Below are 21470 nucleotides of genomic sequence, written 5' to 3'. Positions count from 1 at the left end.
GATGACCGGCTCGGACTTCCGGACGCGGCCGAGGTCGTGTCCTCGCTGCGGTGCTCGCGCGCGGGTCGTCGGCAACCCCTACTTCGGTGTGGGACTGGCGGTCCACAGCCACCTCTGGAGTTGCACGCGCTGCGAATTCGTCGCGTTCCTGAACATCCGGAAGCCCGACGACGAGAGCGACGCGGTCGATCAGAGTCGGCGACCACCTCGGCGTCGAGCAGTCGGAAGGCTCGCGCGCCTGATCCGATTCGGGAGACGGTAGGCCGTGGAGCCCCCCCGTTTCGACGGCCCGGCAGCGTGGATGGCCGCGGTCGGCAACGCTCTGGCGCGCCCGGACGCCCGTCAGCTGCTGGCTGCGAAAGGCATCGACCGCGAGATCGTGCGCCGGGTCGCCCATTGCGAGGCCTCCGGCGCGTCGGACAGCGGGGTCTCGAGGCTCAGCCACGAACGACTGGCCGAGCTCACCGGCCTGCCACGCAGATCCGTTCTGTGCGCTCGGCTGGCGCTGGTCGAGCTGGGCCTGGAGGACCTGGCGACCGCCTCCGACGTGCACGGGCGTGTCCAACGATTGCTGCAGCATCACTGAGATCAACTACTTGTGAGTGCGCTCACTCACGCTCTGTTCGCTGAACCACACGGCGTTTGACAACGTTTGATAGTGCGCTAACATGGCCATCACGAACCCCAATCAACGAAGGAGTTGGACGTGACTGAGCCGTACACAGTCGTAGCGTTGTCGCCGCTGCAGATCCCGATCGTCGAGCCCGAGGACGCGCTGAAGAACACCAAGCGCATCATCTCGTTCATGAAGACCGCGGTCGGCGTCGCTGCGACCGAGGGCTACCCGGTCAAGCTGGTGGTCATCCCCGAGATGGCGATCCAGGGCATGCACATGGCCTTCCACGCGGGTGACCGCGAGTGGGAGAAGAAGTTCGCCCGCACGATCCCGGGCCCCGAGACCGACGAGCTCGCCAAGGCGGCGAAGGAGCTCGACACCTACATCGCCGGCGAGCTGTACCTGGTGGCCGACGACGACTTCCCTGACCGCTACTTCAACTGCGCGTTCATGATCGACCCGCAGGGCGAGGTCATCTACCGCCGCGCCAAGGCGACCTCCGACGGGTTCGAGGGCGGCACCCTCGGCACCACGAACCCCCACGACCTGTGGGACGAGTGGATCGTCAAGAAGGGCAACGGCAACGTGATGGACGCGATCTACCCCGTCGCCAAGACCCCGGACATCGGCAACATCGGCTACGTCATCTGCCACGAGGGTGCGTACCCCGAGATCGCCCGCGGACTTGCGATGAACGGCGCGGAGATCATCATCCGCGCGACCCTCATCGAGCCGCAGACGTCGCAGGGCATGTGGGAGGTGCAGAACAAGGCGCACGCCCTGTTCAACAATGCGATCGTGGTCGCGCCGAACCTCGGACCGGAGCTCGGCCCGGACGGCGTCATCAACGACCTCTTCGGAGGCCGCTCGATGATCGTCAACCAGCGCGGCAAGATCATCACCGAGACGCCCGGCGTCACCGCCGGAGACACCTTCGTCAGCACCACGATCGACATCGACGCCCTGCGTCGCGACCGTCAGGCGAACGGCGTCTTCAACGGCTTCAAGGACCTCCGCACCGAGCAGTACGCGGCGATCTACGAGAAGCCGATCTACCCGAAGAACCAGTACCTCGACGCCCCTCCCGGCGAGGACTGGCTCGCCCGCGAGCGCGCCACCCGCGCCCGCAACATCAAGCTGCTCGAGGAGCGCGGAGTCTTCACCCCGCTCGACTGAGCCTCCACTCGTGCGGCGGACCCGGGCCACGTGCCCGGCCCGGGTCCGCCGCACGGCCCACCCGCTTCGACAACGACACCCCGATCAGCGGCGCCGCTGCGCCGCGTGACCCCCCCGGCTGTACCCAGCACCGATCACCTCACAAGGAAGTGGAACAATGATCAGCACCCGCAGCACCACGAACCGCACCCGAACCCGGTCCCTCCTCACCGTCACCGCCCTCGCGGCGGCCACCGCCCTCCTCTTCACCGGATGCGCACGCGGCGGAACCGACGGCGCGGCCAACGCCGAGGACAAGAAGACCGGCAAGGGTCTCGTCATCGGCTGGAGCCAGCGCGGCATCAGCGGCAGCGACTGGTGGAAGACCCTCGTCGAAGGCGGCAAGTCCGAAGCGAAGAAGCTGGGTGCGACCATCCAGCTCCTCGACGCCAACGGCGACACCGTCCGGCAGAACTCCGACGTACAGACGCTCATCACCAAGAACGTCGACGTCGTGGTCATGAACCCCAACGACCCGATCGGCGTCGGCCCGTCGGTGTCGGCACTGCAGGACGCCAAGATCCCACTCGTCACGGTCAACTCCAACCTCGACAAGTCCCTCGTCAAGAACATGTACTGCTACGTCGCGGAGGACCAGGGCTACACCGGGTCGCTCGCCGGCGCGGCGGCGGCCAAGAAGGCGCTCGAGCGGTTCGGCGAGACGGGTGAGATCAAGATCGTCGGCATCGGCGGCTTCCCCGGCGACGTGCTGAGCGATCTGCGCTTCAACGGCTTCATGAAGGGCTGGGACTCGGTCATGAAAGACCACACCGGCGTGACCACCAAGAAGCTCGAGACGAAGTACGGCGCGTGGAAGCCCGACCAGGCGCTCGCGCCGATCCGGGACGTCGCCACGGCGAACCCGGATCTCAAGGTCGTCTTCAGCATGAGCGACGTGATGGAGGCCGGCATCGAGCAGGGCCTCCAGCAGGCGGGCATCTGGGGAAAGGGCGTCATCGTCGCCGGCTACGACGGCGGCATGAACGCCGTCAAGGAGATGGTGCAGAACCCCGACGGCCCGCTGCAGGCCACGGCATCGAATCAGCCGTGGGACCAGGGCGTCGCCGCCGTGAAGATGGCCGTCGCCGCCTACAACCACGACGCCAAGGCCTGCCCCGGCGGTGAGACCTTCATCAAGACGACCGTCGTGACACCGGCCAACGCCAAGGACTACTACAAGCCAGCGGACACGTACGTCCGCGCGAACGGCTAGGCGCGCTCAAGCGCCACCACGCGTCGCTGCGCCCGGTGTCATCGGTCCGGGCGCAGCGGCAACCTCCACAGAACACGTCACGAGGAAGTGCAGAGCAACATGGACGAGCTTCAACTCGAGGGCATCACCAAGGGATACCTCGGTGTGCAAGCGCTCAAGGGAGTGAGTCTGTCCGTCAAGCGCGGAAGCATCCACGCGCTGGCCGGGCAGAACGGCGCAGGCAAATCGACGCTGGTGAAGATCCTCTCGGGTGCCGAGGCGCCGGACGGGGGAACCATCCGGCTCGGCGGCGAGGTCGTGCGGTTCCGAGACCCCAACGATGCGCAGGCGGCGGGCATCCAGACGATCTACCAGGAACTGAGCCTGGTGCCGTCGCTCTCCGTCGCCGAGAACATCTTCCTCGGCCGGCTGCCGCGCAAGAACGGTGCGGTCGACTGGCGGCGCATGCACTCGGAGGCGCGGACCGCTCTGGCCCGCGTGGGTTTCGACCTCGACGTCCGCAGGCCCGTCGCGAGCTTCTCGGTCGCCGAGCAGCAAGCCGTGGAGCTGGCGAAGGCGCTGCACAAAGACGCCCGCGTCCTGCTGCTCGACGAGCCCACATCGACGCTGCCGGCCCCGGACGTCGAGAAGCTGTTCGCCGTCCTCCGCCGAGTCGCGGCCGAAGGCGTCGCGCTCCTCTACATCTCGCACAGGATGGACGAGCTCTACAGCCTCTGCGACTCGGTCACCGTGCTCCGTGACGGCATCGCCGCCGCAGACATGACCACCGCCGACTCGCACCCGTCCGACGTCGTCACCGCGATGGTCGGCCAGAGCCTCGAGGGCTCGATCGCCGACGCGGCGCTGCGAGGCGAGCGCAGCCCGCGACTCGGCGCCGGGCGCACCGACGAGATCCTGCTGTCGGTCCGCGGCCTCAGTGCCGACGACAAGGTCGCCGATGTGGACTTCGACCTGCATCGGGGAGAGGTCCTCGGGATCACCGGCCTGATCGGAAGCGGACAGTCGGAGCTCGCCGGGCTCCTGGCCGGCGCTCGCCGGAGCTCCGACGGACGCATCCGGCTCGATGACAAGCCGGTCGCGTTCTCCACCCCGCGCGACGCGATCCGCCGCGGAATCGGGCTCCTGCCTCAGGACCGGAAGGCCGAAGGCTTCATCCCCGACCTCGGCGTCGCGGCCAACATCAGCCTCGCCAGCCTCCCCATGTTCAGCCGGCTCTCCGTGATCGACGGGCGCAAGGAGAAGAAGGCCGCCCAGGAGATGGTCCAGCGCATGGGCATGAAGGTCTCCAGCGTGAACCAGCCGATGAAGACGCTGAGCGGCGGCACGCAGCAGAAGGGCATCCTCGCGCGCTGGCTGGTGCGCGACGCACGCATCCTCATCTGCGACGAGCCGACCCGCGGCGTCGACGTCGGGGCCAAGGAGGACATGTACGAACTCCTCCGCGACTTCGCCCGCGGTGGGGGAACGGTCATCATCGCGAGCTCGGAGATCTCCGAGGCGATGATGTGCGACCGCGTGCTCGTCATGGCGCGCGGCCGCGTCGTCGCCGAATTCGACCACGACGAGATCGACCCCCACGGGCAAGCCATCCTCCAGCGACTCGCCTGACCACAACGACACATTCAGGAAAAGAGACATGAGCAACAAGACACTCACCGGCCCGGAGAGCACCGGCGCTCCCACGGCATCGGCCCCGGCCCCGCGCTCGGCAGCGCGGGACGCGGTGCGCCGCATCCTCCCCAAGAGCTACCTGCTTCTGGTGCTCATCGCCATCATCATCGTCGGCTACTACGCCTCGGCGGACTTCCTCACGCTGCGCAACGCGGAGAATGTGATCGCCGCGGCATCCATCGTCGCGGTGCTGGCGGTCGGCCAGTTCTTCGTCATCCTCACTGGAGGAATCGACCTCTCCGTCGGGTCCATCCTCGCGATGTCGACCGTGATCGCGGCGCTCACCCTCCAGGCGGGCATGGCCGCAGGGCTCTCCATCGCCTTCACCCTGTTCTGCTGCGGGATCGCGGGCCTGATCAACGGCCTGTTGGTGGTCTGGCTGCGCATCCCGCCGTTCATCGCGACGCTCGCGATGATGAGCGCGGTGAAGGGCTTCAGCTACATCATCCAGTCGACGAGCCTGATCCAGATCACGAACAACACCTTCATCGACCTCTTCGCCCGGGGCACCACGCTGGGCCTTCAGAACCCGACGCTGATCTTCCTGGTCGTCATGATCATCGCCGCGCTCGTCGCGAAATTCACCACCTTCGGCCGGTCGCTGTACGCGATCGGCGGCAACCCCGAGGCCGCCAGGCTCTCCGGCCTCCCGGTCGGGCGCAACCTGATCATCACGTACACCCTGTCGGGACTCCTCGCAGGGCTGGCGGGCCTGATCGCCGCGGCTCAGCTGCGCCAGGGCAGTTCCCTCATCGGCGTCGGCTACGAGCTTGATGCGATCGCGGCGGTGGTCGTCGGCGGCGCCTCGCTGATGGGCGGCAAGGGTGACCCCATCAGCGCCGTCATCGGTGTCTTCGTCCTGGCCACGATCATCAACATCATGAACCTGGTCGGTATCTCCTCCGAGCCGCAGCTCGTGATCAAGGGTGCTGTCATCGTGATCGCGGTCTTCCTGTCGAGCGCCGGAGGTGTTCAGCGGATCTCCGGGTTCTTCCGAACGCTCTTCGGACGGCGGACCGCACGGGCAGCGAGCTGAGACGGTGCCGGCACTCTCGAGCACCGAGAAGCAGTCGACGACCCGCGGTGCCAGGATGATCGACGTCGCACGGCTCGCCGGGGTGTCGCAGCAGACGGTCTCACGCGTGGTCAACGGCAGCCCCAACGTCGCACCCGACGTCCGGGAGCGGGTGGAGACCGCCATCCAGCAGCTGCGCTACCGACGCAACCCGGCGGCTCGCGCCCTGGCCAACGGCCGGACGATGAACATCGGGATCGTGAGCTTCGGCCTCGCCCAGTACGGTCCGTCCGTGGCGCTCAGCGGCATCGCGGACGAGGCCAGGAAGTCCGGCTACGCCACGAATCTCGTCACCCTCGGCGACGTGGACCGTGCCGCCATGAAAGCGGCCCTCGAACACCTGGTGGAGGACTCGGTCGACGGCATCGTCGTGCTGGCTCCGGTGGAGGCGGCGCTGGAGGCCATCTCCGGACTCGACGCCGGCGTGCCTCTGGTCGTCTTCGAGCCGGGCGCCCCGGAGGGTACGGGGAGCGTGGCGACCGACGAGGTCGCGGGGGCGGAACTCGCCACCCGGCACCTGCTGGAGCTCGGTCACGAGACCGTCTGGCAGGTGGCCGGCCCGAGCGGCTGGCTGGGCAGCGACGCCCGGCTCCGCGGCTGGGCGCGTACCCTGGCGTCGGCGGGACGGGTCACCAACCGGGTGATCCCGGGCGACTGGTCGACCCGCTCGGGATATGCCGCCGGACGGGAGATCGCAGGCAACCCGGCGATCACCGCGGTGTTCGTCGCCAACGACCAGATGGCGCTCGGCGTCATCAAGGCGCTCGCCGACTCCGGCCTCCGGGTTCCCGAGGACGTCAGTGTCGTCGGCTTCGACGACGTGCCGGAGTCCGCCTACTACCAGCCCGCGCTCACGACCGTCCGCCTCGACTTCGAAGAGGTGGGCCGGCTCACCGTCGACCGCATCCTCCATCTGATGCGCGGAGGCGACGCCGATCCGCTGCCGCGCGTGGAACCCACGCTCGTCGTACGGCAGAGCACGGCGCCGCCCTCCCGAACCCCTGAACCATCGAATCCCTGAGAGAAAGCGAAGCGCATGACCACCAAACAACTCGGGCGCACCGGACTCACCGTCTCCGACGTCTGCGTCGGGACGAGCGCCCTCGGCAGCTTCCCCGCGCAGTACGGCTATGAAGTCGACACCGAGACCGCCGTGGCGACCATCCGGCGCGTCTTCGAAGGGCCGTTCACCTTCATCGACACCTCCAATGAATACGGCGGCGGCGACAGCGAGAAGCGCATCGGCCAGGCCATCCGCGAGAACGGGGGAGTGCCCGAGGGCTTCGTGGTTGCGACCAAAGTCGATCCCATCCCCGGGACCACGGACTTCTCGGGCGACCGGGTGCGTCGTTCGGTCGAGGAGAGCCTGGAGCGGCTCGGCCTCGACACCCTCCCGCTCGTCTACCTCCACGACCCGGAGAAGATCAGCTTCGAGGAGGGCGTCGCCCCCGGAGGCCCGCTCGAGGCGCTGATCGCGCTGCGCGACCAGGGCGTCATCGACCACCTCGGCGTCGCCGGCGGCCCGATCGACCTCGAACTGCAGTACCTCGCGACCGAGGCGTTCGACGCCGTCATCAGCCACAACCGCTTCACCCTCGTCGACCAGTCGGCCGAGCCGCTCCTCGACGACGCGCAGGCGCGCGGGGTCGCGTTCGTGAACGCGGCGCCGTTCGGCGGCGGGATGCTCGTCAAGGGGCCCGACGCCGTCCCCACCTACTGCTACGCCCCCGTCGCCGACGAGGTGCTGGACCGGGTGCGCCGGATGGAGGCCCTGTGCGCGGAGTTCGGCGTCCCCCTCGCCGCCGCTGCGCTGCAGTTCTCGCTGCGCGACCCGCGCGTAACCTCCACGATCGTCGGCATGTCGGAGCCGAAGCGCGTGGCTCAGACCGTCGAGCTGGCCGAGTTCGACATCCCCGAGGCGCTGTGGGATGCGCTGCTGCCGATCGCCCGACTGGGTCGTGCAGGGGTGCTCGCCTAGGCGACGCATCCCGATAACAGAACGTCACAAGGAAGGACAGACAATGACCACCCTCAAGAATCCCGAGCCGGTCGACGTGGTGATCGTCGGTGCCGGAGCCGGCGGGGCGACCGCCGCGAAGGTGCTGACCGAGGCGGGCCTGCGTGTCGTCGGCCTCGAGCGCGGCCCGTGGTTGAAGCCCGAGCACGCGTCCGGTGACGAACTCAAGTTCCTCAACCGCAACTTCATCTGGCAGGACCCCAAGCTCAAGCCGCGCACCTACCGTCAGAACGACAGCGAGGAAGCAGTCATCACCAACTTCTCGGCGACCCCGCAGGTCGTCGGTGGCGGCACCACGCACTGGGGCGGCATGGTGCCCAGGATGACGGAGAACGACTTCCGCCTCCGTTCGCTGCACGGCGACGTCGAGGGCGCGAGCCTCGTCGACTGGCCCATCACTTACGACGACCTGGAGCCCTACTACACGCGGGTGGAGTGGGAGTTCGGCACGTCCGGACTGGGCGGCGCCAACCGATGGGAGGGCCGCCGGAGCCGCGACTACCCGACCAAGCCGGCGCCGCTCAGCCAGATCGGCCGCAAGTTCGCGACCGCCATGAACAAGATGGGGCACAGCACGTTCCCGATGCCCCAGGGCATGGTGACCGAGCCGTACCGGGGTCGCAAGCCGTTCAGCGAGAACGGCTTCTGGCAGCAGTACCCCGACCCGGGCAACGGCAAGTCGTCGACGCTGATCAGCTTCATCCCGGATGCCATCAACACCGGCCTCTACGATTTGCGCTCCGACTGCTACGTCAGCGAGATCCTCGTGGACAAGACCGGCAAGGCCACCGGCGTGCGCTACCAGGACGAGAACGGCAACGAGTTCGTGCAGAACGCCAAGGCCGTCATCGTCTGCGGCGGTGGCATCGAGACCCCGCGACTTCTCCTGATGTCGAAGTCCGCCCTGTTCCCCGACGGGCTGGCGAACGGGAGCGGTCAGGTGGGCAAGAACGCCACGTTCCACCAGTACTCGTTCTCGGTCGGGCTCTTCGACAAGGAACTCCACGACCCGCTCTACGGGTGGTCGGGCCACTACATGAACCTGTGCTCGTTCGACTTCTACGAGACCGACGAGTCGCGCGGCCACATCCTCGGCTCGCTGATCTTCCCCTCGATGCTCGGCCATCCCGTCAACTGGAGCTTCCCGGGCCGGCCGACCTGGGGGCAGGCTGCCAAAGACGCCGACCGCGACCTGTTCAACTACAGCATGAAGATCGGGATCCTGCTCCACGATCTGCCCGTCGAGTCGAACCGCGTCGACCTCGATCCCACCGTGAAGGACGCCTGGGGCCTCCCGGTCGCGCGCATCACCCACACCCCGCACCCGAACGACTTCGCCCAGGAGAAGTGGCAGGTGAAGAAGAACGGCGAGATCCTCGAGGCCGCGGGAGCGTCGAAGGTCGTTCCGGTCAACATGGAGCGGATCACCGGCAACACCTCGCACGAGCTGGGCACGGCCCGTATGGGTGACGACCCGGCCACGTCGGTCGTCGACAAGTGGTGCCGCTCGCACGAGGTGCCGAACCTCTACGTGTTCGACGCGAGCTTCTTCCCGACCGCGACGGGCATCAACCCGGCGCTCACGATCATGGCGAACGCCTGGCGCTGCGCCGACCGCATCATCGCCGTGGACCGCCACGGCTGGACCGACTGACATCGGCGCTGACTTCAGAGGAGACGACGAAAACAATGGGACAGGCAGAATGGGTCACCGCACCGATCTCGACGCGAGACACGGATGGACCGCTGTTCTTCACGGAGCACGAGTGGGCGACTGTCGAGGCCGCCACTGCGCGCATCATTCCGACGGACCACCATCCGGGAGCCAGGGAAGCGGGGGTGGTGCGCTTCATCGACCGGATGCTGGCGGGGACGCAGTTCGTCTTCCCCGCAGCTGACGGCAAGGGCTTCCTCCGCATGGAGGGGCTCGAAGAGAAGGCCTGGCAGGAGCGCATCGAGAGCCGGCAGAAGTTCTACCGCGAAGGGATCGTCGAGCTCGACGGGATCGCCGCCGAGAAGTACGACGCCGACTTCGTCGACCTCGACGACGACCAGCAGGACACAGTGCTCGAGATCATCTCCAAGAAGGAGAAGCCGGCGAAGTTCGTCTTCGCCGAATCGGACGGCCAGGGCAGCGGGGGAGCGCCGGCGGGCAATCAGCCGGTCAACGAGGACTTCCTCGAGTTCTTCCCGCTTCTCGTGCTGAACACCCGGCAGGGCTTCTACGGAGACCCGGTGTACGGCGGGAACGACAACCGGGTCGGCTGGCGCGTGATCGGCTTCCCCGGGCCGCCGTCGCTGGCCGCCACGATGGATGGCAGCTACACGACGCTCGAGTACATGATCCCGGAGGCCGAGTGGCCGTACGAGCAGCACCCCGCTGTGCTGCGCTACGGGAACCGCTGAGCTCCCGCTCCTGCTCCGCACCGGCCGGGTGCTCCCCGGCGCCCGGCCGGTCGCGGCCATAATTGGGGGATGACCGAGACGAAGAGCGGCTCGCCGCGTGCAGCGCGGATGGTCGATGTCGCCCGGCTCGCCGGGGTGTCGCAGCAGACCGTTTCGCGCGTCGTCAACGGCCACAGCAACGTCTCCGCCGACATCAGGGACCGCGTGGAGGCCGCCATGGCGCAGCTGCGTTACCGGCGCAACTCCGCCGCGCGGGCGCTGGCGACGAGCCGGTCGATGAACCTCGGGGTGCTCAGCTATGCCCTTTCGGTCCACGGCCCGGCGCTGGCGCTGTTCGGCATCGCGGAGGAGGCCCGGCGGAACGGTTACTCCACGAGCCTCGTCAGCATCGCGGAGGTCGACCAGGCCAGCATCCGCGCCGGCCTGGACTCGCTCGTCGACGGCGGAGTGGACGCCATCGTGGTCCTCGCACCGATGACCGCGGCGACGGAGGTCCTGCAACGGCTGGACACGGATGTGCCCGTCGTGCGATTCGAGCAGGGGGCGGCCGCCGGCCCGACGACGATCTCGATCGACGAGACGCTGGGCGCCCAGCTCGCCACCCGGCATCTGCTCGACCTCGGGCACCGGACGGTCCATTTCGTCGGCGGCCCGGCCGGATGGATGGCGTCGGAGGCCCGCCGGCGCGGCTGGCAGTCCGGGCTCGCTCTTGCGGGGCGGGCGGTGCCCGCAGTGTTCGAGTCCGACGACTGGTCGGCGGAATCCGGCTATCGTGCCGGGCTGGAGATCGCGGCCGACCGTTCGATCACCGCGGTGCTGGCGATCAATGACGTCATGGCGCTCGGCGTCATGAAGGCGCTCCGCGACAACGGGGTCAGCGTTCCGGGCGACGTGAGCGTGGTCGGTTTCGACGACCGCGACGAGTCGGCCTACTTCCAGCCCGCCCTGACGACCGTGCGCCTCGACTTCACCGAGGTCGGCCGCCGCGCGGTCGAAAGTGTGCTCGGCGCCCTCCGCGGTGAGACGCCTGCCACCATCCCGCTGATCCAGCCCGAGTTGAGAGTGCGGGACAGCACGGGACCGGCGGCGCTCCTACGGAGTCCACGGTCGAATACGTGAGTAATATTCACTTTAGTCTTGCCATAGACCGTCTGGTCTGCCATTCTCGGCACGTTCCGAAGATTTCACATCTAAGGCGGCCGCGTCATGGCACGTGCGAACGATTCCCAGGAGGAGACACCCCTTGCGGAACACGACATCCTGGAAGTGCGGATCCACGGAGTGCGCAATGACCCTCCCGCGCACATCCTCGGCGTCGATGACGCCGGTGTGCAACTGGTCGCGGGAGACAAACGGGCGGGCTTTTACACGATCGAGGCCTCCGCGACGTCGAGGCTGAAACCGTGGTCGACGGTGCCTCCGGGAGTCCGGCGCGAAGCGTATTCCTGGGGACAGCTCAACCGATTCACGCCCACCTTCGGGGGAAGCATTCTCGGCAAGATCGCGATGGTGCTCCTTCAGATCGCGTGGCTGCTGCTCGTGCCGTTCGGTCTGTGCAACGTCGCCTACTGGTCGCGTCCGTTGCCGGGTCACAACGCGAAGGCGGATGAGCTCCTGGGGCCGCCGTCTCGTCGCCGGAGGAAAGGCGATGGCGGTTCAGACGAGGAGGAGCCCCAGGGCGGATGGCGAACCGGCCACGGAGCTGCTGCGAGCCGTCTCTTCGCGCTCGTGCTCACGCTGCTCTATGTGACGAGCTTCGCGTCCGTCGCCCTGGACTTGATCGGAGTGCAATGCTTCACCACGTCGAAAGCTGGATCGCAGGTGTGCGCACAGTTACCGGCGTTCTTCGACGTCATGGCGACGTGGAGTCGCGGTCAACGACTCGCCGTTCTGTCCGCTATCCCCACCGTCGCCATCGCGATCCTCTATCTTGTGTCCGTCAGCGCCCGCGTGAGATATGAGGCGAACGTGGCCCGCAGCGGCCCCGACACGACTCTCGAAGGGAACGGGGACATCCCGCGGGTGCCCGTGCTGAGCACGCCGCGTTTCTGGAATCATCGGTTTTTGTCGACGAGCACCGAGCGGCTGCACCTTGCCGCTGCGGTCACCTTCATCGCGGTCCTGCTGTTCTGGGATCGCCAGTACGCAGGGCTTTCCGCATGCGGCGCCCACCCGTTCCAGCCGACCTGCGTCATCCGATGGAGCAGCGGTGCATCGATCGGGTTGATCGCGAGCGCGGTCGTCGGCGCCATCATCGTCACCCTGGTGGTCGTGCGATCGGCCGCGGCCAGCGATGTCAGAACCCCCGCCGGGCTCGCGGACAGGTTCCACAAGCGTGAGTCGCACAAAGACTTCTACACGATGACGGCGCTCGTGCTTTCTGCTGCTGTTTACGTGCTCGCTGTGGTCTTCGAGGCGACCACCGGCAAAGCCGGTGACTTCGAAGCGACGGTGGCCCCTGATGGACTCTTACACGGGAGGCAATTCTTCGGGCTCATCGCCGCACCGACAGCGCTGGTCGGCACGGCATTCGTCATGGCGGTGGCCGGGCTGGGGTGGCGTCGAGGCGTTCGATCCTGGATCTCCGTGCTTCTCGCTCTGTTTTTCCTCGCTGGAGGCGTACTGCTCGCCATTCCAGGTCAGCTGCTCCCGGACCGAGTGCTGCTCGCCGGAACCGGCGCGGCGCTCGTCATCGTCTCCCTGGCGGCGTGGATCACGGTCTGGAGCCTCCGTCCGCGGATGGGAACCCCACTACCCTCGACGGAGAGTCAGGGCTTCGCCTATCAAGCGTGGCGTGGGGCCGGCCCCGGGGTCTTCATGTTCCTCGCGTTGGGAGCGGCGATGATCATGGGCGGGCTCATCGTGGTCGGCACATCCACCTACCTGTCGCAGCCCTTTGGCGCGAAGGAGAAGACGTCCGACGGCTTCTGGAGGGTGACGCCCTCCGGGAGCGGAGGCATGGCCTCTCCGATTGCGACGCCGAGCGCATATGTGACGTTCGGTGTAACGCTCGTCCTTATCGCGGCCGTCCTCATCATCGCGATTCTGACCGTGCTGATCGTGAGATTCCGGCACCTCTGGGCGATCGCCGCGCCGCGGAGTGCGGGTCACCGCGTACCCGAAGCCCGGCTACATGACTACGACAACGTATGGGCGCTCGCGAAATTCAGCGGCCGGCACCAGAACCTGACCGGTGTCCCTCCGATCGTGCGGGTGCGGGTTCCGCGCGTCGCGCGAGTGGTGCTCACCATGCGGCGTCTGGCTGCGCTCGCTCACGTCGGAGTCCCGCTGCTGACGGTCACCGCAGTGGCGACAGCACTCGGCATACTGCTCACCATCTTCCTGACCGTCTCCGCGAACCTCTGTAAGATCACGCTGCGATGCCGGCCGCTTCCATTCACCAAGACGCCGACGAACTTCGTCGATGCGGCGAACACCGTAGCGGCGTGGGCGCTGGGAACCGCTGCTCTCGTCGCCGTCGCGGCGATCGTGGCGGCGGCCTTCACCGCCACTACCCGGCCGCTCGGCCTGCTGTGGGATCTCATCTCGTTCCTCCCGCGAGCGGGGCACCCGTTCGGACCTCCCTGCTACGCGGCCCGGTCCGTGCCTGAGCTGCAAGGACGGATCGAAGAGTGGCTCCACCCCGCCGACGGTTCTCCGGGAGGTGACCGGCGGGTCATCATCTCGGCGCACAGTCAGGGTGCGGTCCTTGCGGTCGGCGTCGTGCTGAGCATGTGGGCCTGCAGGAGGGAGGACCTGGGCAGGGTCGGACTCCTGACTTACGGAGCACAACTCCGCCCCTACTTCGGGCGCTTCTTCCCCGAACTCCTGGGCGCAGGAGCCACCGGTGGCCGGCCGTGCCGCGGGCCCTCACCCTTCAAGCCGGACCCGTGGTTGAAGCAGTTCGACGAGGATCGATCCGCAGCCGACGAGGCCCGGGTCGAGGTCCGCGCAGACCGACCTCCCATCGTCGCGAGCGATGTGGACGTCGCCACCGTGAAATCGTGCCTGACGAGCATTACGCCGAATTCGCCGGGCAGAGTCCGCTGGACCAGTCTGTGGCGAAGAACCGACTTCATCGGCTTCCCTGTCGACTCGTACGGGAGGAGCGACATCGACGTCGGAGCCGACGAACTCGACCGGACGAGCTATCTCCTTGCCGCGGCGACGCACTTCGGCTACCCGTCGAGCGCGGCGTATGCCGAGCAGTTCGACCGGTTGGTCGGCCTGATGAGGGAGGAGGACCGTCCCTAGCCCGCGCCTACGCGGCCGGAGGGGTCTCGATGTCGAACACCACGATGTCCTCGGAGTGCTCGCGCAGGTACTCGGCGAGGACGAGGTGCTCGGGATGCGGGAGGTAGGCCAGGGCGGAAGCGCGATCGCGGAACCGGACGACGAGCATCCATTCGTACCCGTGCTCGAGCCCTTCGGTGCTGACGCCGACACCGTGGTCGAGTGCGGTCACTCCGTCGATCGCGGGCAGGTGTGCGTCCGTCAGCTCGGAGGCGCGCCGGGAGTGACCTTCGGCGTCGCTCTTCCACCGCACGAGAACCGTGTGGGTGACGCCGGTGTCGACCGCCGTCGGGGGTGTCGGCCCTTCGTTGCGCCAGATCACGGCCTGCGCGGCATAGCCGGTCGACCCGTTCCACGTCAGTGCCGGACCGCCGTGCAGCTCGTAACCGAGTTCGAGCGCCTCACTGACGCGCTCGCAGAAGGCCGAGTCGTCCACACCCGTCAGCAGGCGGTATCGAGGCAGGTGTCCGTTCGTCGTCTCCACAACACCCATCGTCACACGCGGAGGGCCCGGGGCCCACGAGAAGACCCCCGGCCATCCCCTCTTCTCAGGGGTCTCACGGGGGTCTTCGTAGCCTGGGATGCGGGACGGTCTCAGTTGCCGGTGGCCAGCTTGCCTGCCTCGTCGCGGTAGTAGGCGGCGTCGAGCACAGCGTATTCCGCTTCCTGCAGCGCATAGACGGCGAAGTCGATCGCGTCCTCGGCGTCGGCCTCGGCATCGTCGGCCTTGCGGTCGGCGCGCTTCTCCGCGCGCTCCGCGCGCTTGTCGGCGAGCTTCTGGTTGAGGTCGTCGAAGCTGTCGGAGACGGACTTCTGCAGCGATGCCCACGACGCGTCGAAGTCCGCCTTGTCGGCGTCCACCTGGCCGTCGATTCGCGCTTTCGCGTCCTCCACGGACTTCTTCGCCTCGTCGCGCTTCTGCGCGATCTTGTCCTGGGCGTCCGAGTTGAACGCCGCTACGGCGTCTTCGAACGACTTGGCCTGTTCGGATAGCCTCTGGAGCTGGTTCGAGAGTGCCATGAGTTGGTGATCCTTTCTGGCGATCTGGTCGTGTGATCAGACGATTGCGGGGGCCGCATGTCGCACGGCCCAGTCGAGCGCGTAGTCGGCGACCTGCTCCCATCCCGGCACACCGGGAAGCCAGTGCGGTCCGTCGAACTCGACGATCTCGGTGACGGTGTCGGACGTGTAGTGCTTGGCGTTCGAATGGCCGACCTTCGGGGGGAACAGCGGATCCTGCTTGCCGGAGATGAACAGCAGCGGCGCCCGGTCGTCGTTGTCGTAGTCGACGTAGGTGTCGTCTTTGCCCGGGTGGATGTTCGCGAGAGCGCTTCCCCAGAAGATGTGACCGGACGCGGGGATGTCATACCTCTCGTAGAGCGCCAGGGACTCCTCGGCACTGACGGTATTGGCGAAGATCTCGTGCCACTGCTCAGGTGTGAGGTCGACGGCCCTGTGCCGGTTCGCCGGATTCTTCAGAACGGGGAACGACGACTTCACCTCGGACAGCGGGATGACTTTCACCCCCTCAGTGGGTGCGGAGTTGATGACGACTCCGCTGGCGCCGAATCCGTGGTCGAGCAGGATCTGGGTGAAGGCGCCGCCCGCCGAGTGCCCCATGATGATGGGCGGCCTGTCGAGCGATCTGATCAGCGCCTCGAGGCTCGCGATGATCTGCGGCACTTCGAGCTTCTCGATCGGGGTGGGGTCGGCCCGCAGCGCCTCCACCTCGACCTCCAGCCCGGGGTAGGCAGGGGTGAGGACGGTGAAGCCCTTCGCCTCGTAATGCGTTCTCCAGTGCTCCCAACTGCGCGGGGTCACCCAGAAGCCATGGATCAGAACAACCGTGTCGGGGTCGTGCTGGGCTGGTGTCGTCATGATGCATCCTCCTTCGGATCTGGTGTGCATTTCAGTGGCGTTCTCGAGGATGCTCAGCGGAGGTCGACACCCTGCCATGCACCCGTGACGGCGCCCAGGGGCGCGCGGAACGCGCCGGAGAGTGTGTGTGATCTTGTGGTAGCGCGTACCCGGGTCGTCGCACAACCCGTGGAACGTCCGGTCGGGCGGGTCCGCTCCGCTGATCGGCTCCAGCCCCGTAGTCGACCAGTGCTCGACACGGGTTACCTTCGCCTCCCGACGTCGGACACTTCAGTTGTGGATCCGCCTCGTTACGAGACCCTTCAGGTCGAACGCGACCGGGGGGTGCTGAACGTCGTCATCCAGGCGCCGCCGATGAACCTGCTCGGCCCCGCGCTGGTGCGAGATCTCGTGTCCCTGATCGAATGGGCGGAGTCCGACGAGCGCATTCAGGTCGTCGTGTTCACCAGCGCGGATCCCGACTACTTCATCGCACACGTCGACGTCGGGCGGATCGCCGAGTATCGGGCCGAGGCCGCGCGGTTGACCGGGGAGGCGTCGATCGCAGCGATGTTCCGGTATCTGAGCGCCAGCCGGTTGGTCACCATCGCGCAGGTCGAGGGCCGCGTGCGTGGCGCCGGCGACGAATTCGTTCTCAGCTGCGACATGCGCTTCGGGGCGCGCGAGACCGCCGTCTTCGCTCAGTTCGAGGCGGCGTTCGGTCAGCTGCCGGGCGGCGGAGCAGCTCAGCACCTGACGAGGCTCCTCGGTCGTGGCCGCGCATTGGAGGTCCTTCTCAGCGCGGACGACTACGACGCGGACCTGGCGGAGCGGTACGGCTGGATCAACCGGTCGCTGCCGAAGGACGAGATCGGCGAGTTCGTGCAGCGGCTGGCCCACCGCATCGCAGCCTTCCCCGCGGCCGGTCACATCGCCATCAAGCAGCGCGTCGACGTCATCTCCCTCGCACCGGCGGAGGACTTCCGGTTCGACTCGGATCGGTTCGGCGAGAGCGCGCGTACTCCCGAGACCCAGCGGCTCTTCGCCGCAGCACTGCGATCCGGCTTCCAGCAGCGCGAGACCGAGCTCGACCTGGCCGGGTGGCTGGAAACGCTATCGGAGGAGTAGAGCTGACATGAGCGGTTATGCAACTTCGCCGACGCGGCGCATCCGTGCCGCTGACGGCGTCGACTACGCCTATCGCGAGACCGGCGAGGGCGAGGCGGCCCTCGTCGTCCTCCAGCATTTCCGGGGCAACCTCGACAACTGGGATCCCGCCCTGCTCGACGCGCTGGCGGTCGGTCGCCGGGTGGTCGCCTTCGACAACGCAGGAGTCGGAGCGTCGGGTGGCCGCACCCCGCCCACGGTGGAGGGGATGGCGCACGACGCGATGGCATTCATCGATGCACTGGAGGTGGAGCGGATCGATCTGCTCGGGTTCTCGCTCGGGAGCTTCGTGGCGCAGGAGATCGCGTTGACCCGTCCCGATCTCGTGCGCCGGCTGGTTCTCGCGTCATCCGCGCCGAAGGGCGCGCCCGGGATGCACGGGTGGGCTCCAGAGGTCATCGCGGCGGTCGGAGGCCGCCAGCTGAACCCGGGAGGGTATCTCGACGTCTTCTTCGGGCGCGACGAGGCCGATCGCAGTGCGGGCCTGGCTGCGGCGGCGCGCATGCAGGAACGGACGGTCGACCGGGACACCACGACGACGTGGGCGACGCGCCTGGCGCAGTACGACGCGGTCACCAGGTGGGGGATCCCGGACACCAGTGCCCTGGAGCGCCTTTCCGCGATCGCCGTGCCGACCCTGATCGGCAACGGGGAGAGCGATCCGATGATCCTGCCCAGGTTCTCGTACCTGCTGGCCGGTCTCATCCCGGATGCGACGCTGAAGATCTATCCGGATGCCGCCCACGGGTTCCTCTTCCGGCATCACGCGGAGTACGCGGCCGACGTCAGCGCCTTCCTCGCCTGATCGAGCTGCCGGTGAGGGGAAGATCATGACCGGGGTTCCGGAGAAAGCTGGTCGCGACGCCCACGCGGACGTGCAGACGCTCGCCGACCTTCTTCTGGAGACCGCTCTGCGTCACGGCGCCTTCGAAGCCGTGGCACCGCCGCACGACTGGTGGGATTGGTACGCGGCCTACATCGACGCCCGCCGGCGCGGAGAGGACGCGGACGAGTCTGCGGCAGCGGCCGACACCTACATGGCCGAGGCCAAGCACATCGTGATCGCATCGAACCGGTCATTCGACGACGGCGCCGGTCGCCTCCCCTGAGGAGCCGGGCATCGCCGACTTCAGATCGCCTCGCGTCCGGATGTTCAGCTTCATGAACACCTTCCGCAGGTGCCACTCGACCGTTCTCACGCTGAGGAAGAGCTCGGCAGCGATGTCGGCGTTCGTCCGGCCTTCCCTCGCCAGACGGGCGATCTGGTCCTCCTGCTGAGTGAGAAGCGCCGAGTCTTCGGCGGGGGATCGCTGCCGCGCGATCTTCAGGCCGGAGGCCGCGAGCTCCCGTCGCGACCTCTCCGCGAAGGCCTCGGCGCCCATCTCGCAGAAGGCGTCGTAGGCGATCCTGAGCTGCTCGCGGGCATCGAGCGTGCGATTGTGCCGACGGAGCCACTCGCCGTAGACCAGCCGGCTGCGTGCCAGGTCGGGCGTCAACGGTGTGCGGGCGAGTGCAGCGATCGATCCTTCGTAGAACTGCTCGGCCGCCTCGTCGGCGCCGATGATCAGAGCGTGTGCGCGGGCTTCGATGCCGGCCGCCCAATCGGTGCCCGTCGCCGCTCGCGGGGCGAGCTGGCGATACGTCTCAGCCGCCAGGCCGTGTCGTCCGTCGCGCGTGGCGCCCTCGACGAGTTCGGCCAGAACCACGGGGCTGGGGAACAAGAGGCGCTCGACGGCGAATCGACCCTGTTCGACCGCGGCCGTGTACCGTCCGGATCCGATGTTCGAGATCGCAGCGCCCCACGCTGCCAGTCGCCGGGAATAGCCTTCGCCGCGCCGACCGGCCGTCCCGCCTTCCGCCGAGGTGGTGAGCGCTCCGATGGGCCTGCCGCGGTATGCCGCGAGCAGGATCGTGCCGACCGGTGCTTCCGCGATCCCCGTCTCGTCCTGGACCGACCGGAGTTCACGCGCGAGGCGGTTCGCCACGTCGAACTCGCCGCAGAGCGTCGCCGCCGTGATCTCGAACTCCAGCGCAAGGACGAGCGGAGCCAGTGCCCCGGATTCCCGCGCCAGTTCGACATTCTGGCTGCTGAGCGCCACCCAGGCGTCCGCATCCATGAGTGCGAATGCGCAGGTCGTCGCGCTTCCCGCCAGCCGGACGCGCTCTCGCGGAGGCAGGTCGGCGCTGCGGAAGCTCGCGAGCCCGAGACGGAGAGCCGAGACGGCAGCCGCCGGGGCGTCCAACGTGGCAGCGGCCAACCCGTTCAGCAGGAGCTCGGCCGGGTCGGTGGAGGGGGCGGAAAGCGCAGTCCGCATGGTCTGAGCCACGCTCCGGACGCCTCCTCGCGAGGTCGCGGGGTCGTCCGTGAGCACGGCCGCCCACCACGCCTCGAGATAGGTGTCTCTGGCCCGCGCGTCGTCGAGCCGCTCGAGTCGTCGAGCTGCTTTCAGCAACTGGAGCGGCGTACGCCGGTCCGATGACTCGGCGGCGTCCAGCTGCGCGGCGAGCTGCTCGATGCGGGCGTGCTGCAGCTCGCTGAGGACGGACGCCTCGGCTCGAGCGAGCAGTGCGTGCGCCGTTTCCCGATCGCCCGCCTGCAGATACGCCTCCGCGGCGTCGAGTTCCCGTTCCGCACGGGTCGAGTCGTCGGGCGTCAGCTGCGCGGCGCGCTGCAGGAAGGCCGCTGAGGCCGCCAGTCCCGCTCGGGCCTCTGCTGCATCCGCCGCCGCGACCAATGCGGATGCCACTGCCTCGTCCGGGCCTGGTGCCGCTGAGGCGCGATGCCAGACGCGACGCTCGGGATCGATCGCGCCGTCGGTCGAGTCCGCCAGTGCGGCGTGAGCGGCGCGTCGCGCCTCGGCGGAGCAGGCCAGGTAAGCGGCCGACCGGATGAGGGGATGCCGGAAGCTGACGCGTTCGCCGATGCTGAGAAGTCGGGCCTCGAGTATCGGGTCGGCTCCGGACTGTTCGATTCCGGCGCGGGCCGCGGCGCGCCAGAGCAGGGGAGCGCTTCCCGTCGGATCGGCCGCGGCGATCAGGAGCAGGCGTCTCGAGTCTTCCGGGAGCTCCGCGATCACGCGGGAGTAGTGCTGGACCATCCGGGTCGTCACGTCCCGTTGCTCGCCGGATGGGAACCCGCCTGCGAGCTCGGCCGGGGTCATCCTGCGAGGCAACTCGAGCAGTTGAAGCGGGTTGCCGCGGGTCTCCGCGATGAGCCGGTCGCACACCTCGTCGTCCAGATGGCCCGAGTTGCTGGCTTTCAGCAGGATCCTCGCGTCGTCGGGATCGAGACCGGCGAGGTCGAGCACGGGCAGTGCCGACTCCTCGCCGGTGCGATCCGTGCGTTCGGACAGCACGAGGAGGATCCGCTCGGTGCCCAGCCTGCGACCGACGAAAGTCAGGACTTGCCGCGACGGTGCGTCCAGCCATTGGGCGTCATCGATCAGGCACACCAGGGGATTCGTCGAGGCGACAGCGGTGAGCAGCCCGAGCACGGCGACACCCATCCCGAAGCTCTCGGGCGCCCGACCGGCTTCGAGCCCGAAGGCGACCTTGAGAGCGTGTTCCTGCGGCTCCGGCAGGAGGCCGACGTGATCCAGCATCGGCAGACACAGTTGATGGACCGCCGCATAGGGCATCTCCAGCTCCGATTGGACTCCGGTGATGCGGGCCAGCGTGAACCCCGACGCGTGGCTCGCGCAGTAGTCGAGCAGCGCCGTCTTGCCTATGCCGGCTTCTCCCCGCAGGAGGACCGCCGCGCTCCGTCCGTTGCGCACACGATCGATGATGTCCGTCAACCGCGCACGCTCCCCCGAGCGTCCCACGAGTGCCACCGGCCGAGCCGGGATGGTCATGGCTGAACGCTAGACCTCACGACCGGGCTGTGGCACTAGCCGGATTCGGAAGTGCGCGCGGCCGCCCGCTCCCGCCACGGGTCGCA

At 67.9% G+C, this 21470-nt stretch carries 18 protein-coding genes; 14 read left to right on the top strand and 4 right to left on the bottom strand.

The window, feature by feature from the left end; genetic code table 11:
• Positions 1–265 precede the first annotated feature (265 nt).
• The 11 genes from AC0HS0_RS16275 to AC0HS0_RS16225 all read left to right on the top strand — a co-directional run bounded on the left by AC0HS0_RS16275 (position 266) and on the right by AC0HS0_RS16225 (position 14467).
• The gene (locus tag AC0HS0_RS16275; protein WP_472965166.1) at positions 266–586 is read left to right on the top strand and encodes a hypothetical protein; all 321 of its coding nucleotides are present in this window, start codon (positions 266–268) and stop codon (positions 584–586) included.
• A gap of 120 nt (positions 587–706) precedes the next feature.
• The gene (locus tag AC0HS0_RS16270) at positions 707–1792 is read left to right on the top strand and encodes a nitrilase-related carbon-nitrogen hydrolase (protein WP_472965164.1); all 1086 of its coding nucleotides are present in this window, start codon (positions 707–709) and stop codon (positions 1790–1792) included.
• Between the two features lie 157 nt (positions 1793–1949).
• Complete coding sequence (locus AC0HS0_RS16265; protein WP_472965162.1) at positions 1950–3044, top strand: sugar ABC transporter substrate-binding protein; 1095 nt, start codon at positions 1950–1952, stop codon at positions 3042–3044.
• A gap of 99 nt (positions 3045–3143) precedes the next feature.
• Entirely contained in the window at positions 3144–4652 is a 1509-nt protein-coding gene (locus AC0HS0_RS16260) for a sugar ABC transporter ATP-binding protein (protein WP_472965160.1), read from the top strand.
• 28 nt (positions 4653–4680) lie between these two features.
• Complete coding sequence (locus tag AC0HS0_RS16255; RefSeq protein ID WP_472965159.1) at positions 4681–5751, top strand: ABC transporter permease; 1071 nt, start codon at positions 4681–4683, stop codon at positions 5749–5751.
• A 55-nt stretch (positions 5752–5806) separates the two neighbouring features.
• Complete coding sequence (locus AC0HS0_RS16250; RefSeq protein WP_472965373.1) at positions 5807–6811, top strand: LacI family DNA-binding transcriptional regulator; 1005 nt, start codon at positions 5807–5809, stop codon at positions 6809–6811.
• Positions 6812–6826: 15 nt separating this feature from the next.
• Positions 6827–7768 (top strand): aldo/keto reductase, encoded by a 942-nt coding sequence (locus AC0HS0_RS16245; RefSeq protein ID WP_472965158.1) that lies wholly within the window; start codon positions 6827–6829, stop codon positions 7766–7768.
• 43 nt (positions 7769–7811) lie between these two features.
• A complete protein-coding gene (locus AC0HS0_RS16240) occupies positions 7812–9461 on the top strand; it encodes a GMC family oxidoreductase (RefSeq protein ID WP_472965157.1) in 1650 nt (549 codons plus the stop codon).
• A gap of 35 nt (positions 9462–9496) precedes the next feature.
• Entirely contained in the window at positions 9497–10213 is a 717-nt protein-coding gene (locus AC0HS0_RS16235) for a gluconate 2-dehydrogenase subunit 3 family protein (RefSeq protein ID WP_472965156.1), read from the top strand.
• Between the two features lie 108 nt (positions 10214–10321).
• Entirely contained in the window at positions 10322–11332 is a 1011-nt protein-coding gene (locus tag AC0HS0_RS16230; RefSeq protein ID WP_472965372.1) for a LacI family DNA-binding transcriptional regulator, read from the top strand.
• An 87-nt stretch (positions 11333–11419) separates the two neighbouring features.
• A complete protein-coding gene (locus AC0HS0_RS16225) occupies positions 11420–14467 on the top strand; it encodes a hypothetical protein (RefSeq protein ID WP_472965155.1) in 3048 nt (1015 codons plus the stop codon).
• Between the two features lie 7 nt (positions 14468–14474).
• Here the strand turns inward: AC0HS0_RS16225 and AC0HS0_RS16220 are convergent, their stop codons facing one another.
• The 3 genes from AC0HS0_RS16220 to AC0HS0_RS16210 form a co-directional block, all read right to left on the bottom strand.
• Positions 14475–14990: a DUF1737 domain-containing protein gene (locus tag AC0HS0_RS16220; protein WP_472965154.1), complete on the bottom strand. Its 516-nt coding sequence runs from the start codon at positions 14988–14990 to the stop codon at positions 14475–14477.
• A 110-nt stretch (positions 14991–15100) separates the two neighbouring features.
• Entirely contained in the window at positions 15101–15526 is a 426-nt protein-coding gene (locus AC0HS0_RS16215) for a hypothetical protein (RefSeq protein ID WP_472965152.1), read from the bottom strand.
• A gap of 36 nt (positions 15527–15562) precedes the next feature.
• Positions 15563–16384 carry an alpha/beta hydrolase gene (locus AC0HS0_RS16210; protein ID WP_472965151.1) on the bottom strand — a complete coding sequence of 274 codons (822 nt, stop codon included), beginning with the start codon at positions 16382–16384 and terminating at the stop codon, positions 15563–15565.
• Positions 16385–16660: 276 nt separating this feature from the next.
• Here AC0HS0_RS16210 and AC0HS0_RS16205 point away from each other — a divergent pair, with 276 nt between their 5' ends.
• Genes AC0HS0_RS16205 through AC0HS0_RS16195 form a run of 3 tightly spaced genes read left to right on the top strand, consistent with a single transcriptional unit; the run spans position 16661 to position 18639 of the window.
• A complete protein-coding gene (locus AC0HS0_RS16205; protein ID WP_472965150.1) occupies positions 16661–17491 on the top strand; it encodes an enoyl-CoA hydratase/isomerase family protein in 831 nt (276 codons plus the stop codon).
• A gap of 7 nt (positions 17492–17498) precedes the next feature.
• Entirely contained in the window at positions 17499–18335 is an 837-nt protein-coding gene (locus AC0HS0_RS16200) for an alpha/beta fold hydrolase (protein WP_472965149.1), read from the top strand.
• 25 nt (positions 18336–18360) lie between these two features.
• Complete coding sequence (locus AC0HS0_RS16195) at positions 18361–18639, top strand: hypothetical protein (RefSeq protein ID WP_472965148.1); 279 nt, start codon at positions 18361–18363, stop codon at positions 18637–18639.
• On the opposite strand, the gene AC0HS0_RS16190 is transcribed toward AC0HS0_RS16195, so the two are convergent.
• Complete coding sequence (locus AC0HS0_RS16190; RefSeq protein ID WP_472965147.1) at positions 18607–21384, bottom strand: AAA family ATPase; 2778 nt, start codon at positions 21382–21384, stop codon at positions 18607–18609. The two genes, AC0HS0_RS16195 and AC0HS0_RS16190, sit on opposite strands and share 33 nt — an antisense overlap.
• Positions 21385–21470 lie beyond the last annotated feature (86 nt).

Source organism: Leifsonia sp. PARNA 1/14, assembly GCF_055720965.1.
Note: the sequence above shows the minus strand (reverse complement) of the source record. Positions and strands in the feature narration are given on the sequence as shown.